We start from the raw sequence: 16389 nt of genomic DNA on the forward strand, positions 1-16389 counted from the left end.
GCTTAGAGGAAACGGTAACTCACCGTTCTGACACCCCAGCCATCAGTGGAGCTGGCACCCAGGGCACGCCACACGCCACCAGCTAGGTCAAGGTCACGCCCTAAAGGAGCAAACCCGCCTGTATCGGTAACGGTTGCAGTAACGGTAATTCCATTGTAGTAAATTTCTACCTTTTTACCGATAAGATCACGCCTCGATACGGGGACTGCCACTGTCATGCTGTGCTCGGTAAGCTCTACGCCTGAAGCGGTTGCCGTACCACCAGTATTATCTGCAATGGTATATGCAGAAGCACGACCGCTTTTCCAGCCCTGGTCTTGATTAACAATCACAACACCGTCCTGAATGACGGCGCCAGGCTTAATGTTTGTCTCGGTAGGACCAAGCTTATGAACCTGATACGTTAAGTGCTGGTGTGTGTCTAAAAGAGAACTTACTGAAGACTCAGTAGAAGAAACAGCAGATTTAATCTTATGAAAGTCATTGTTTGAAGTAATCTCAGAGGTGGTGTCACCTACACCAATCGCTTGTACGTCTGCAGCAAACGCTGGTAGGCAACCCAGATGCCCAAAAGCAACCGTTGCAATCAAACCAAGCAACCACATACGTACTTTGTTGGAGCTATTAAACAAACCAAATCCTTTATCCGTCACAGCAGCCATGATGCTATCGCGCTGCTGCGATATTTGAGGCGTTGTTTAATTGAGGTGGATTTATGCCTCGCCGACAAGAGCTCTGTTTGACACGTGCTCTGCCGAACCGTGTTTATGTGTGTAAAAATTTTACTCGTTCATACTACCAGTATGATGTGAAATCTGTTTGAAGGAACGTGTACCTGCACAAATACCGTTCGTCATTTAGTGAACGGTATCAGATACTCCGCCAATAGCATCGCTGGTAGAAGCTGGTTTAGGAGCACTCACACGCACCTTCGCAATGCGACGGCCACGCACAGAAACCACCCTAAATGTCCATCCATCCACCACGAACTTCTCGCCCGCATTGGGCACGGAATCCACCTGATCAAGCACAAAGCCCGCAATGGTCTCGTACTCGCCAGAGTCTGCTAAGGGCCAGCCAAGCTCTATGGCATCATCAATGGAATAGCGGCCATCTACCAGCCATTCCGTATCAGAAAGCGGTGTTAGATACTTATTGTCTGGATCAAACTCGTCCTCAATCTCTCCCACAACTTCCTCTACGATGTCCTCTACCGTAACCACGCCGGCAGTGCCACCGTACTCATCCACCACGATGACCATTTGTGCATGGTTGGCGCGCATCTGGGAAAGCAGCGGGATAATGTCCTTGGTATCGGGTACAAAATCAGCCTTACGCACGCAGCAAGAGACGGGATGCTCGGTTTTCTCGCCGCTTAAAATAAGCTCAATCAAGTCTTTGATGTGGGCAATGCCAATAATGTGATCAACTTCATCATGGTACACAGGAATGCGCGAGAAGCCCGTCGTGCGCATGATGTCTAACACGGCTTTGCAAGACAGCGTGTCTTCCACAGCAGTCATGTCCACACGCGGCACCATGACCTCGCGAGCAATGGTATCTCCCAGGCCAATAACCTCGTGAATCATTGACTTTTCTTCTTCGGATAGCTCATCGGTATCCGTTACCAGATACTTAATCTCATCCTCAGAGACCGCCTGGCGATCAGAGGTTGCCTTAAGATGCAGCAAACGCGCAGCACCATCTGCACTCGCAGACGTCAGCCACACTAAGGGGCGCGCAAGAGCCGAGAAAGCCATAAGTGGACCAGCAACAGACTCTGCAATACGCTCTGCATCACTTAAGGCTATGCGCTTGGGAATAAGCTCCCCTACTACAATGGAAAAGTACGAGATAAGCAGCGTAATAATGACAGGTGCAGCCACATCTGCCACAGATGCAGCCATCCCTAACGAGGCCATCCAAGCCGCAAAAGGTGCAGACAAGCTCGTTGCTGCAAAGGCAGACGATGCAAACCCAACCAGAGTGATTGCCACTTGAATTGCTGCTAGGAAAGAATCGGGGTTCTCGACAGCCTCAGCTGCAGCTGCTGCACGGGCGTCACCTTCTGATGCCTCATGTTCCAATAGGGCACGCTTGGCCGTAGACAGAGCCATTTCTGCCATAGAAAAATATCCATTTACCAAGGTAAGAAGTACCGTAACAACAATCGATATAACTATGTCCATGCGAAAAGTCGCATCCTCCAAAAACGTTGGTGCTTTGCACCAGCAAACAAGATATGAGTATTTTAACAGCTTTACCTGCAGCGTTTTGAGTGCATATCTGTTGCATACAAATGGCTGCACCCGCATACGCGCGTGCAGCCTTATATACCCAAACTACCAGATGTTTTCCAAGCTCGATTAGCCAAGCTCGATTTGCCATGCTACATCAGAACAGATACCGCATACAACCTTACTTGGTGCCTGCTGCACGCTTGGCAGCATACTCCTGGGCTAAGCGCTCCTGAACATCATGAGGTACCTGCTCATATCCAGAAATCTCTAGACTAAACTCGCCCGTGCCACGTGAAAGAGAGCGCAGACGGGTTGCATAATCTGCAACCTCAGCTAATGGCACGGTAGCAATAATGCAGGTAAGGCCCTTATCGGTAACTTCCATACCCTCAACGCGGCCGCGACTTGCAGAAATATCTCCCATAATAGAGCCAGCATAGCTTTCTGGAATGGAAACTTCCATATGAGCCATGGGCTCAAGCAATACGGGCTCCGCTTGTTCGACCGCCTTATTAAAGGCAAGGCGTGCAGCTGTCTTAAAGGCCATCTCGTTAGAATCTACGGGATGATAAGAGCCCTCATACACGGCAACCTTAACGTCAATCATAGGATACCCTGCCAAAACGCCCTCAGCCATAGTCTCTTGGACGCCCTTATCGATAGCTGGAATAAAGCCACGTGGAATATGACCGCCTACTACCTCGTCTACAAACTCATAGCCTGACAAAGGATTGGGCTCCACACGCAGCCAGCAATCACCGTATTGGCCCGCGCCACCAGTTTGCTTTTTGTGACGGCCCTGAGCAGAAGCGGTACGACGAATAGTTTCACGATACGGAATGCGCAATGCGGTGGTATGAGCAGTAAGACCCGTACGATCTTCTAGACGCTCGAGCAAAACGGAAACTTGCGCTTCTCCAATGGCAGAAATAACTGTTTGACCAGTCTCTTCATCATGAGAAACGCTCATGGTAGGATCTGCATCACAGCTCTTCTCCAAGAAGGTAAAGAGCTTGTCTTCTGTGCCGCGCTTATCAGGCTCAATGGCAATTCGATACAGCGAGTTGGGGAAGCGGAATGCAGCAGCCTCTACCTTGCCCGTTACCGAAAGGGTATCTCCCGTCATAGCATCCAGTTTGGGAACTACTACCACGTCACCCGCGCCTGCAGCCTCGATATCTGTAGTCTCGTGTCCACACATCACATACAAATGCGTGAGGCGCTCGGTCTTGCGCGTGCGTGCATTAATAAGCTCCGTACCAGCCTTAATGGTACCTGCCAACACCTTAATAAAGGAAAGGCGACCAGCCTGTGTGTCATTAAGAGATTTGAAGACAAAGACAACGGGACGGTCATCACCAGGGTCAATATTAAGCGCCTCACCGTTTACCAGTGGTACGGGGCCATAATCTTCTGGCGTGGGGAAATACTCCACTACGTTATTCATAAAGGAAATGACGCCCTCTTCACGCACACAAGAACCCGCAAAGACCGGCACAAATATACGTTTTACAATAGCCTTATGGAGCAAACTTTCCAGCTCATCTTGGCTCAGTTGACCGCCATCCAAATATTTAAGCATGAGCTCATCGTCTGCCTCGGCAACCAAATCACACAGAGAGTCGCGAGCAGCTTGTGCCATGCCTGCATATGCTTCTGGAATGGGTTGCTCAACGGGCTTTCCGTCTACCAGTTTACGAGCAACCATATGCACCACATCAATAACGCCCTCAAAGGTATCACCATACCCCCAGGGCAGCGTTACGGCACCCAAACGATTACCAAAATGCTCTTGCAAATCGAGAAGAACATCATAGAAGTCCTTCTCGGTCTTATCAAAACGGTTTACAAAAATCGCGCGAGACAAAGACAAATCTTCTGCCGCGTACCACAAGCGCGTGGTGGTAGTTTGTGCGCCCTCGCTTGCATCCACCATAAACAGCGCTGTTTCACAGGCACTCATGGCTGCATAGGCATCGCCGATAAAATCAGGGTAGCAAGGCGCATCCAATACATTAATACGTGTGTTGTTCCACATAATGGGCGCAATAGCCGTAGAAATAGAGAAGGATCGACGCTCTTCTTGCTCGTCGTAATCTAGCGTGGGTTTAGTTCCTGCATGGCCGCCCAACCTTGAGGTTTTGCCAGAAAGATGCAACATTGCCTCAGCCAGCATGGTTTTACCCACGCCGCCTTGGCCTACCAAAACCACATTCCTAACTTTGTCTAGCTGTGACATGATAGCCTCCTCGCACGAATATGCTCGAGCCTTACGGCCGCAGCACAGCCAGGAGGTGGACCCGCATGACTGTGTGGCGAGCCTCTTTGCTTAACTTTACACGCAAAATGACCGCCGACTACCACATATCGGGAGACGGACTTTTTAGGGCTGTGACAGGTACATCTCACGTTTTTTGCCCGCTGCACATACAGCGCTGTAGTGCAACAGGGTATTATCAAACTACGTTTGCACTTTGCCAAGCTGGACTAAGCTGGAGGATATATGGGATACCGCACCTACACATGCCCCATAGCACGCCAATGTGGCGGCTGTGAGTGGCTTTCTGTGCCGTACCCTATTCAGCTGCAACGCAAACAAGATGCCTTAGCTGACTTATTTGGAGATCTTGCCAAAACAGATGGTTGCACCATCTCTCCCATTGTTGGTATGAATGAGCCACGGGCTTATCGCTATAAAGCGGCAACGCCTTTTGCACCTGGCACTCGTGGACGCATCCGCAGTGGATTTTTTGCTCACGGAACGCACCGTATTGTACCTTGCGCAGAATGCCTGGTAGAAGAGGCAAGCTTGCGGCCCATTCTTAATAGTGTTGCGCGTATCGCAGAGCGTATAGGCGTAAGTGCCTACCATGAAGACACCGGTAGAGGGCTTTTACGCCATGCAATTGTAAGAAAAGCTTTGGTGGGAAAAGAGGTTTTGTTTACTCTTGTTACTAATGGCAACCACATCCCCCAGGAGCTACGCTTTGTTGATGGGATTTTATCGGCACATCCCGAGATTACAACCATCGTACAAAATATCAATACGCGTCGGACCAACGCCATGTTAGGCAACCGCAATAATGTTTTATATGGTAAAGGCATCATTCACGATAGCCTCTTGGGCTGTACGTTTGAGCTGGGTGCAACCTCGTTTTACCAGACTAATCCCAAGCAAACCGAGAAACTCTATGCGCTGGCAATTGACGGCGCGCAGCTTAAGCCAGGCATGCGTTTGCTTGATGCCTACTGTGGCACAGGTACCATTGGACTATGCGCCGCCCATAGTTGTAAGGACTTAGAGCTGGTAGGTGTGGAACGTGGTGAAGAGGCCATCGTGAATGCTAAGCGTAATGCGCGCGCTAATCAGCTAGAAAAGACTACACGTTTTGTGCGTGCCGATGCCACGGAATACCTTGCCAGCGGCAAACGGGCGGGCGGAGCGTATGACGTTATCATGCTTGACCCGCCACGTGCTGGTTCTACCCCCGAGTTTTTATCGGCAGCCAGCGCCTGCAACCCGCAACGCATTGTGTATATTTCTTGCAACCCTCAAACACAAGCTCGTGACCTGTGGTTTTTACGCCAAAAAGGCTGGAAGCTTATGAGTTTGATTCCTGTGGACATGTTTCCTCACACTAAACACGTGGAAACAATTGCGGTGCTGTCCCGCTAAGTGTGGCATTGCTGTCACGAAAGTAATCGACTTCAGTTAGATAACCACCTTTAATTAGAAAAGCCCTATTTTGTCCAACAGATTATTTTTTCGTCCAAAATAGAGTAAAATTGGATGAAAAAAGAGGGCGTTGGACGAAAAAGGATTCTAATGAGATCGTTTGATTACAGCAGGCTCTACGATAAAGTCTGGGATACAGATATTCTGAACCTTGTTGCGAAAATCCATGAGTGTAAAGGAAGACAGGATTTATTCATTCGTCAAAAACCTGTGGAGTTGGATCGCCTGGTTGAAATCGCAAAGATACAAAGTACGGAAGCATCTAACAAAATTGAAGGTATCGTCACAACAAGTGCACGTATGAAACAGCTTTTTAAGGAGAAGACCACTCCAAGAAACCGGGATGAAGATGAGATTATGGGTTATCGGGATGTCTTGAATACGATTCATGAGAGTAATGAGTACATTCCGGTTCGTCCGTCTTATATCCTTCAGCTTCACCGGGATCTTTTGAAGAGGGCGGGATTCTCTTATGGAGGACATTTTAAGAATGTTCAGAATTATATTAATGAGACAAAGCCTGATGGGACGATAGTCACAAGGTTTACGCCAATTGCGCCTTACGACACACCGGATGCTGTAGAGGACCTGTGCAATGCCTATGAGCAGGCTATTGCAAACGAGAAGATAGATTCCTTGATTCTTGTTCCGGCATTTATCTGCGACTTCCTTTGTATCCACCCGTTTAATGACGGCAATGGAAGGATGAGTAGACTGCTCACGTTGCTCCTTCTGTATAAGAACGGGTATAGCGTTGGGAAATACATTAGTATTGAAAAGCAGATAGAGAAAACAAAAGATCGTTATTACGATGCTCTCGAAGAATCAGATGCCGGATGGTATGAAGAAGATAATGATTCGACACCGTTTATCAGATATATGCTGCAGGTAATCCTGGCCTGTTATACAGAATTTGAAGAGCGTGTCGGATTAATGGCTGAAAGTGAAAACGGCAGTACAGCATACGACATAGTGAAAAGGTATACCGAAGAAAAACTTGGCAAGTTCACGGGGGCAGATGTTGTAGCCCATTGTCCAAGCATAGGAAGGTCTTCTGCGCTGGCAGCATTAAAAAAACTTACCGATGAGGGCGTTATAATCCGGGAAGGATTAGGCAGAAATACATTTTACTATCGGGCTGGCAGCAAATAATTTTCATCCAAACCCACATTAAATTGGACGAAAAGTAAAAGCATTGGATGAAAGGATTGAAGCATACAGACAGGAGAAACCCGAGGCAGGTCTTATGCTGATGCAGTTGCAGCATATTACGAGATTAAAGTTGTCCCGATAAAAGTCGCGTAAGGTGATTTTAAATGAGCAAAGATCCCTTTAAGGAATATATCAAAGAATCCGAACCTGCAAAGAAAGACAAGGGTTATGCATGGCATACAGCTATTGGCCTGCAGGCAGTTGATGGATTGAAAACATCAGAATATCTGGTGCATACTGCCGTTAGAAATATCGAAGGCGAGATTTCCTTTGAAGAAGCAAATGCGCTTTTGCAAACCTATTATGAGGAAAACCCTGTCAGTGATACATCAGACCGCACTGAGGAAGCTGACAAGGTTTCCGCACGGATTGCTGCACTTCTTTCTGAGCGTGCCTTTAGCTTTACACCAAACGAGTATCTTTCCATTCACAGAAAGTTATTTACCGGTATTTATTCTCATGCCGGATGTATCCGAGATTACAACATCACAAAGAAGGAATGGGTGTTAAACGGAGCAACCGTATTTTACGGCAGTGCCACAGAACTGCAGGCAACCCTTGCCTATGATTTCTCGGAAGAAAAGCTTTTCTCTTATAAGAATCTTACAATAGATGAGATTATCCATCACCTTGCACTATTTGTATCCAGGCTCTGGCAGATTCATGTGTTTGGCGAGGGCAACACCAGAACGACAGCGGTGTTTTTCATTAAATATTTGCGTACGCTTGGCTTTGATGCAACAAACGATATTTTTGCTGAGCATGCGTGGTATTTTAGGAATTCATTAGTCAGGGCAAACTATAACGATTTAAAAAATAATATCCATGAAACAACAGAGTATCTTGAATTATTTTTGCGTAATCTCCTCTTAAATGAAACTCATCCCCTGCATAATCGTGCATTGCATATCAGCGGAGCATTCAGAGAACTAGAAAAACTGGACATTCAGGCGCAAAAACTGGACATTGGTGTACCAAAACTGGACATTCAGGCGCCAAAACCGGACATTGAAAGTTCTTTTTCATCAAAGAAAGTAAATCATATTTTGAAACTCCATGAAGCATTTCCAAATCAGACAATCTTTGGACGCTCTGATGTGATGCAGGTAATTGGCATTAAAACATCCAGAGCCTCTGTCCTTTTAAGGGAACTGCTTGAACATGACATCATTGAGCCGGTATCCGGACATGGCAAAGGTAAGTACCGCTTTAGGCATTAAAAACAAGAATAAAATCTGCTCCTCAGTTAAACTGTTTGATACGGTAAACAAAACGCCCTAGAGAAACCCAAAGCGTAAACCAAAAGCGCAGTGATGGGTTTTTCAACAGAGCGCCCTTTGTAACAATGAGGACAGAAAGCATGTTTGATAAGCGCTTACTGCACGTCTGCTCAGAAAGCAAACGATACATCGCTGGAAATATCATCTTCCAGTGGGCGGAACTTTTGCTCAATGCAGCAATGATTTATGTAATTGCACACGCCATCCAAAACATATATGCGCACTTCTGGGGCGCGCAAGAACTCCTTATCCTTGCAGGTATCATCCTATGCATCATTGCTGCACGATATTTCATAACAAAGCTAGCCACAAGAATGAGCTACCTCGCATCGCGCAGCGTTAAAAAGATTCTTCGCGAGAAGATCTACAAAAAGCTTTTTGCCCTTGGAGCAACTTGGCAAAGCAGGGTAAACACCGCAGAATTGGTACAGGAAAGTGTAGAGGGTGTAGAACAGCTTGAAAGCTATTTTGGGCTGTACGTTCCGCAGTTTATCTATGCATTTCTGGCACCAATTACACTCTTTTTCCTGTTTGGTCTTTGTGGAAGCTGGACCGTTGGCGCTGTATTGCTTGTGTGTGTGCCACTAATCCCAGGTGCCATCATGATGGTACAAAAGATTGCAAAGAAGCTCTTCCATAGCTACTGGAATCAATATGCGCAGCTTGGTAGCACCTTTCTTGAAAACCTACAGGGCATGACAACACTAAAAACTTACCAAGCGGATGCCTGGAAAAATAAACAGATGAACGCCGAGTCAGAACACTTCCGCAAAGCAACCATGGCCGTGCTAACCATGCAGCTTAACTCCATTATTATCATGGACTTTATAGCGTACGGAGGAGCGGCTCTGGGCATCATTCTCACAACTCAAGCGTTTATCAATGGTGCTCTTTCCCTAGAAAGCTGCATAGCCATGATTCTGCTATCGGCGGAGTTTTTCCTGCCCATGAGAAGGCTCGGCAGCTACTTCCATATAGCAATGAACGGCATGGCAGCAAGTGACAAAATCTTTGCGTTTCTCGACGAAGAAGAGCCCCCGCAAAAAACTGAAACGGTCTGTGGCAAGCATATTTCCCTTAGAAACGTGCACTTCTCTTACGATGCCAAGCGAGAAGTGCTGCACAACATTACTATGGATATTCCAGAGCATGGGTTTATCGGAATTGTTGGCGAGTCAGGCAGCGGCAAATCAACCATTGCCCATCTTCTTATGGGAAGGTATCACCCCAACTCTGGAAAGATACACATAGATGGAAAACCGCTGGATACCATCTCCGACAACAGCCTGATGGACACCATAACCTATGTGGGCTTTGGCAGCGTGTTTTTTAAAGGAACGGTGCGAGAAAACCTAGCGCTTGCAATGCACCATGAGGATGAGAAGCGCATGTGGCAGGTGCTTCACGATTGCCAGCTTGATGCTTTTCTTTGTGAACAAGATGGCCTGCAAACACAGCTTCTTGAAAATGCCTCCAATTTATCGGGTGGACAGAGGCAGCGCCTGGCGCTTGCGAGGGCAATTTTGCACGATACGCCTGTGTATATCTTTGATGAAGCTACCAGCAACATCGATATGGAGAGCGAAGAGGCAATTGTAAACGAGATTTGTCACATGGCTGGACACAAGACAATCATTATGATTTCTCATCGCCTTGCAAACGTTATCTCGGCAGACCACATTTATTGTATGAGCCATGGCAACGTGGTTGAGCAGGGAACACACACTGAGCTTCTTAACCAAAACGGTAGCTATGCCGCACTATGGCAAACGCAAGAGACGCTGGAGCAGTATGGAAAGGAGGCGATGTAAATGCCTCGCACCTCAAAAGCAAAGGTTCTTTTTAGGATGGTGGGTCTTGTCAGGCCTCTTACTGGCTGGATGCTACTTGCTATTCTTATGGGAACACTGGGATTTCTTGCTGCACAATCTATTCCCATTCTTGGTGGATATGCCATGCTCTATGGACTTGGGCAGCATATCTTTGCTCCTATTACGACAATTTGGGCGCTTTTGATTAGCTGCGCGCTTCTGCGAGCAGTATTTCGCCTCATAGAACAGCGAACAAATCATTACATCGCCTTTACGCTTCTTGCAATCATTAGAGATCTTGTATTTCAGGCGCTCAGGCGGCTCTGCCCCGCCAAGTTAGAAGGAAAAGACAAGGGTGACCTTATTAGCCTTATTACCTCCGACGTGGAACTTTTGGAGGTCTTCTATGCCCATACTATTTCACCGATATGCATTGCAGCGCTCACATCAGGGATTATGTGCCTGTATATTGGCTCCTTCCATTGGAGTCTTGGTGTGCTAGCACTCATTGCCTTTTTATGTGTTGGTGTTGCACTTCCTATAGTTATTTCAAAGCGCAGCGGGACGCTGGGAGATGAGTTGCGCGCGCAATCGGGAGAGTTAGCAGCTTATATGCTGGAAAATATCAGAAGTCTTAACGAGACAATCCAGTATGGGTGCAAAGAACAGCGGCTGACGTCCATGAACCAAAAGACAGATGCGTTAAGCAAACGTCAGGGTATTCTCAACCGTCTTACGGGCACCAATGTAGCGTTAGCAAACACATTAATCCTGCTCTTTGATATAGCAATGTTGGTATTGTCCGGCAGCCTTTATGTAAATGGTGTTGTAGGATTTGACGGTTTTCTTGTCCCGCTTATTGCGCTGATGTCCTCTTTTGGACCTGTTATTGCGCTGGCAAACCTGGGCACTACCCTGCAGTCTACGGTAGCAGCTGCCTCGCGCGTGCTGGCCCTATTGGATGAGACACCAGAAACGGAAGATATAACAGGAAAGAGTACGGTTGCATTTTCTGGTGCAAAGCTTTGTGACGTATCGTTTTCATATGACGGAAAGAGCGTCTTAGATCATCTGTCCATTTCATTCCCGCACAACCAGATTATTGGTGTGGTTGGCAAGTCTGGCTGCGGTAAATCAACCATGATGAAGCTTCTTATGCGGTTTTGGAAAACAAGCAGTGGCTCGGTGGATATTTCTGGCACAAGCGTCGAGAAAATCAATACAACAAACTTGCGCGATATGGAAAGCTATATGACGCAAGATACGCACCTTTTTATGGACACTATTGCAAATAACATCCGAATAGCAAAACGTTCCGCCAGCGATGAAGAAGTAATAGCTGCTTGTAAAAAGGCTGCGCTGCACGATTTTATTATGACGCTGCCCAATGGTTATGAGACACAAGTAGGAGAGCTGGGAGAAACCCTATCTGGTGGAGAACGACAGCGGATTGGACTGGCAAGGGCGTTTTTACACAACGCGCCATTTATGCTGCTTGATGAGCCAACCAGCAATCTGGACAGTCTTAACGAGGCAATTATTCTTCGCACTTTGCATGAAGAGGCACAAGACAAAACTATCGCACTTGTATCTCATCGCAAGAGCACCATGCGCATTGCAGGCACAGTAATTTCCATGGATAGCGGAAGGGTTTCATAACAGATGCTGACACAACATAAAGGATATACACACGATGAAGATTAAACAGGCTCTTTTTGTGACAGCGGGATGCCTTTGCCTTGCACTGGGAACTATCGGTGTATTTCTTCCCATTTTGCCAACAGTTCCGTTTTATCTATTAACGGTGTTTTTCTTTGCCCATAGCTCTGAGCGGCTGCATACCTGGTTTCTTGGAACAAAGCTCTACGAGAAACACCTTGCTTCCTTTGTCCGTGGCAAAGGTATGACTCTACAAACAAAAATTAGCATCATGATACTGGTGACGCTTCTTATGGGATTTGGCTTCTTTATGATGGCCAAAAAAGGGCTCTGGCTGCCCTGCAGTATTCTTGCCGTCATCTGGCTTGCGCATGTTTACTGTTTTGCCTTCCGCATCAAGACAATCTCAGCAAAGTCTAAGGAAGAAAATCACGATGAGTAAACAAAGCAACACAAAAGACCATTTACCCCTTTATGGTCCTGGCCCTCTTTATACGGCAGTTATTGTTGGTCTTACCGTAGTTGCATTCTTTTGCCAAAATCTTCCGTTTTGTACCGCTGGTAAGATTGCTTTTTTGCAAGTTCCATTTGACATGATGGGCATAGCCTTGATTGCGCTTGGGATATATATGTGGATACAGGCAGTCATTGTGGCAAAGGTTACAGATGGCATTAGAGAAAATCGTCTGATTACAACAGGCATTTATGCATGGGTACGCAACCCTATTTACTCGGCTTTTATGATACTTTGCACAGGTATAGTACTCGTTATAGGCAACGTATTCTTCTTTTTCCTTCCTCTTGTCTATTGGCTGTTTCTTACGCTCTTGCTAAAACAGACAGAGGAACAATGGTTACGCGACCTATATGGACAGGAATATACGGCTTACTGTAAGCAGGTTAATCGCTGCATTCCATGGTTTCCAACAGCACGATAGGCTGCACAGCAGACTATGTTGTAGTATTGCAAACCACAGATATGCCAACATAAGCATGCATAACTAATCGTGCATGAGTACAGAAATGAGTAGGCCATGAACATATACGAAGTACAAGATAGAGATTCACGCGTATATGCAGCGCTTTTAGATATTTGGGAACGTTCTGTTCGGGCAACACACCTGTTTCTTTCTGATGCAGAAGTAAAGAACATCAAAACGTATGTACCACAAGCTTTGGAAGCCGTAAAACACTTAGTAATCTATGAAATCAATCCTAACGAACCAGTTGCTTTTATGGGTATAGAAAACGGCCGCTTAGAGATGCTGTTTATTGCACCAGAAGCACGAGGAAGTGGAATTGGTAAGCAGCTGCTCCACTACGGTATTCAAAGGCACGCCCTCTGTGAAGTCACGGTTAACGAACAGAATATACAGGCTGTTGGGTTTTATAAACATATGGGATTTGAGACCTATAAACGAACTGATTTTGATGAAGAGGGAAATCCGTATCCACTTTTGTATATGAAGCTTACCTAACAATTCTCAACTTGTGACAAAAACAGCTTGGCCATTTTTGGCCAAGCTGTTTTTCTGCACTACTAATCGAGCTATAGACCTACCACACTACAACCCTTGATCCCATAGGCACATAGTCATAAATCCATTTTGCGTTCTCAATGGCAAGACGCACACAACCATGAGAAAGATGTTGTCCAAGTCTACCGTCCTGAACCGTAAATGTTCCCTGATTGTAAAGAACAGAGTGGAACAGGTAATTGCCATAGAACTGTGTGTAGTAATAGCAGCTATAGCCATGTCCAAACACATAGCCCTTAGACTGAACACTAAACTCACCCTTAATCGTAGGTGTTGAAGCCTTTCCTGGGCTACAAATAAACTCTCGTATAGGGCTCCAATTATTATGCTGACCGTAGTACACAGCCACGCGACAGCCAGAAGTATCAACGCAGATAAGATAATTTGTTGCGCTGGAATAGCCTTGTGCTGCCGTAAACATATCGTAGTACTGGGCGTTGGCCTTAATCCAATGGCCGTCATTTGCTAAGAAATAATACGCTTTGCCGTCAAAAATCCAACCGGTATGCATTTTTCCGCTTTGAGGATTAAGGTAATACCACTTACCATCAAGCTGCTGCCAACCTGTAAGCATTTTGCCTTCAGCATCTAAGTAATACCAGGCACCCTTATCTTGCATCCATCCACTTACTCTTGCCCCCGAGGCATCCAACCAATACCAGTGGTTGTTGTGGGAAAGCCAGCCGGTGTGCATCTTTTTATTTTGAGGATTAAAGTAGTACCACTTGCCATTAAGCTGCTGCCAGCCTGTAAGTAGTTTGTTTTCAGAGCTCAGGTAATACCAAGCACCTTTATCTTGTATCCACCCAGTGCGTGACTCTCCTTTTTCTGAGTAGTAATAGCTGTGTCCATCTTCTGACGACTTCCAACCACACACAGCTTTGCCAGTTGTGGCATCAAAAAGATGTGTTTTGCCGTTAATGGTTTGGGGGCCATATTGGACGGAACCACCAACAAGATAAAACCAACTATCTCCTAGCTTGACCAGTCCATCTTGTGGGACATCACCATTGGCAAAGCGAATCTGGTCTTGTTGTTGTATAACAGCAACGCGCCCAGAACCATCAAGCCAGCAGCTTTGAGCATCTCTTTGTTTCCAACACAAAGAAGCCATTGCTCCTGAGTCTTCTAGGTAATAGCTTGCCTCGCCCAGATCAAGCCAGCCAGTATGCATCTTGTGGTTGGCAGAATCGAGCCAATACCACTTGCCACCAAGCTTTTGCCAGCCACAAAGCAAAGAGCCATTTGAGGAAGTAGGCTGTGCGTAATACCAGCACTGCTGTGGTTGGTCATACACCCAACCAAGTGCCATTTCACCTGAGGGCTTAAAATAGTAGGCTTTATCTGTTAGACCAAGGTATCCCGTGTGCATGCGCTGTGTGCCAGGATGTATCCAATACCACGCACCTGCAACAGATTGCCAGCCACTCTTAAGAGCACCTGAGCTTGAGGCCAAACACCAAGACCTATCTGCTACACACCAGCCATTTTGTCCCATTGCTCCAGAAGAGCTAAAGGCATACCAACTACCAGCAATCTCACGGATTTGGTCTTGTAGGCAAATGCCTTCTTTATCCATCCAATACCATTTGTTGTTGATATATTTCCACCCTGAGAATCTTGTTCCACTCTCTAACCAATACCAATGTCCCTCTCTTTGGTCCCAGCCAGAAGCGTATCCCTTCCAAGCACCGAAAGCGTCAAAGTCAGACCATTTACCCTCAGTAAAGGTACGCTCATGTGCCATGATGCCATCTGGAGAAAACCAATACCAAACCTTGTTAAGATAGCGCCACCCTGTAGCCATTTGCCCAGAAGAAGGATCTGCCCAATACCAGCAATTGTTGTAGGCAAGCCACCCTGTATGAAGGCTGCCATCTTCGTGGTAGTAAAAAAGCTTGCCATCTTTGTTTTGCCAACCAGAAATAGGTGTCTGGTTTTGAGCATCTTGCGATGGTGCTTGCTCTTGAGCAGTGTTGTTTGCTTGGTCTGTAGCAGCTTGATTGTTTGTAGTTATTTGCTCGTCTGATGGTATCTGTGTTGGCTCGGTAGCCCAAGCAGATGCGGGCACACAACTACAAACAACCCCCAAACTCAAGACAAGGGGTAAGAAGTACTGTTTGCTTAAAGAAAACCTCTTCATTGCATACATCCATTTCTTATAGGTGAGAGGATGCCCTTATCTTATTTACGCGCTGGCAAAATCTTTACTGTTCCCGCATCTTGAACACGCACACGGTTCTCTGCAAGCAATTGGAGCGTTGCAGGATACAACATATGCTCTGTTTTATGTATACGTGCTTCAAGCTCCTCGATTGTCTCGTCCTCATATACAGGCACAGCCTGCTGAGCAATAATGGGACCGCAATCGTAACGACTGTCTGCAAAATGCACCGTCACACCTGTTACTTTTACGCCACTGTCATACGCATCTTGGATAGCATGCGCCCCGCGAAAGCTAGGCAGCAGCGCGGGATGCAAATTAACTACACGGTTGGGAAAGGTATCCAAAATAGGTGCATGAACCATGCGCATGTACCCAGCCATAACCACATAATCGACGTCATACTTTTTAAGCTCTGCTGCAATTAAGGCATCCGCTACCAGCGGGTCATCATACACCTCTTTGGAAAGCGTCATGGTTTGCAAGCCAGCTTTTTGAGCACGCACCAAGCCATAGGCGCTTGGTCGAGAAGAAATAACAATTTCCACACTCGCATCAAGCGCACCACTCTGGATGGCGTCGATAATAGCCTGGAGGTTGGTTCCGCTACCAGAAAGTAATACGCCAAGCTTTATACTCATCGATAGACCACCTTGCCCGTGCCCTCTACACACTCACCCATAATAAAGGGATCAAAACCTTGCTCGGACAGTGCTCCACATACCTCATCAACATCCTGAGCAGCACAT

Annotated in this window: 13 protein-coding genes; 8 read left to right on the forward strand and 5 right to left on the reverse strand. The window is 46.6% G+C overall.

The window, feature by feature from the left end; all coding sequences use genetic code 11:
• Positions 1-2 precede the first annotated feature (2 nt).
• The 3 genes from SPD80_RS05890 to SPD80_RS05900 form a co-directional block, all read right to left on the reverse strand.
• Entirely contained in the window at positions 3-662 is a 660-nt protein-coding gene (locus tag SPD80_RS05890) for a hypothetical protein (RefSeq protein WP_320828918.1), read from the reverse strand.
• Between the two features lie 195 nt (positions 663-857).
• Positions 858-2189 carry a hemolysin family protein gene (locus SPD80_RS05895; protein ID WP_320828919.1) on the reverse strand — a complete coding sequence of 444 codons (1332 nt, stop codon included), beginning with the start codon at positions 2187-2189 and terminating at the stop codon, positions 858-860.
• 229 nt (positions 2190-2418) lie between these two features.
• On the reverse strand, positions 2419-4479 hold the full coding sequence (locus SPD80_RS05900) for an elongation factor G (RefSeq protein ID WP_320828920.1): 2061 nt from the start codon (positions 4477-4479) through the stop codon (positions 2419-2421).
• Positions 4480-4743: 264 nt separating this feature from the next.
• On the opposite strand from SPD80_RS05900, the gene rlmD reads away from it, so the two are divergent.
• From rlmD to SPD80_RS05940, 8 genes are all read left to right on the forward strand, one after another.
• Positions 4744-5916 (forward strand): 23S rRNA (uracil(1939)-C(5))-methyltransferase RlmD, encoded by a 1173-nt coding sequence (rlmD, locus tag SPD80_RS05905; RefSeq protein WP_320828922.1) that lies wholly within the window; start codon positions 4744-4746, stop codon positions 5914-5916.
• A 150-nt stretch (positions 5917-6066) separates the two neighbouring features.
• Positions 6067-7128 (forward strand): Fic family protein, encoded by a 1062-nt coding sequence (locus SPD80_RS05910; protein ID WP_320828924.1) that lies wholly within the window; start codon positions 6067-6069, stop codon positions 7126-7128.
• 164 nt (positions 7129-7292) lie between these two features.
• Positions 7293-8408 carry a Fic family protein gene (locus SPD80_RS05915; RefSeq protein WP_320828925.1) on the forward strand — a complete coding sequence of 372 codons (1116 nt, stop codon included), beginning with the start codon at positions 7293-7295 and terminating at the stop codon, positions 8406-8408.
• A 140-nt stretch (positions 8409-8548) separates the two neighbouring features.
• Positions 8549-10279, forward strand: coding sequence for an ABC transporter ATP-binding protein/permease (locus tag SPD80_RS05920; RefSeq protein ID WP_320828926.1), 1731 nt, complete (start codon positions 8549-8551; stop codon positions 10277-10279).
• Complete coding sequence (locus tag SPD80_RS05925; RefSeq protein ID WP_320828928.1) at positions 10280-11938, forward strand: ABC transporter ATP-binding protein; 1659 nt, start codon at positions 10280-10282, stop codon at positions 11936-11938.
• Positions 11939-11972: 34 nt separating this feature from the next.
• Positions 11973-12380, forward strand: coding sequence for a YbaN family protein (locus SPD80_RS05930; protein WP_320604083.1), 408 nt, complete (start codon positions 11973-11975; stop codon positions 12378-12380).
• Entirely contained in the window at positions 12373-12876 is a 504-nt protein-coding gene (locus SPD80_RS05935) for an isoprenylcysteine carboxylmethyltransferase family protein (RefSeq protein ID WP_320604085.1), read from the forward strand. The genes SPD80_RS05930 and SPD80_RS05935 overlap by 8 nt, the downstream gene beginning before the upstream one ends.
• Positions 12877-12972: 96 nt before the next feature.
• Entirely contained in the window at positions 12973-13416 is a 444-nt protein-coding gene (locus tag SPD80_RS05940) for a GNAT family N-acetyltransferase (RefSeq protein ID WP_320604087.1), read from the forward strand.
• A gap of 79 nt (positions 13417-13495) precedes the next feature.
• Here the strand turns inward: SPD80_RS05940 and SPD80_RS05945 are convergent, their stop codons facing one another.
• Both SPD80_RS05945 and purN read right to left on the reverse strand, forming a co-directional pair.
• Positions 13496-15619: a L,D-transpeptidase family protein gene (locus SPD80_RS05945; RefSeq protein ID WP_320828930.1), complete on the reverse strand. Its 2124-nt coding sequence runs from the start codon at positions 15617-15619 to the stop codon at positions 13496-13498.
• 41 nt (positions 15620-15660) lie between these two features.
• Positions 15661-16281, reverse strand: coding sequence for a phosphoribosylglycinamide formyltransferase (gene purN, locus SPD80_RS05950; RefSeq protein ID WP_320604091.1), 621 nt, complete (start codon positions 16279-16281; stop codon positions 15661-15663).
• Positions 16282-16389: the final 108 nt, after the last annotated feature.

It is taken from the genome of Atopobium sp., from assembly GCF_034113385.1.
Lineage (GTDB): Bacteria > Actinomycetota > Coriobacteriia > Coriobacteriales > Atopobiaceae > Atopobium.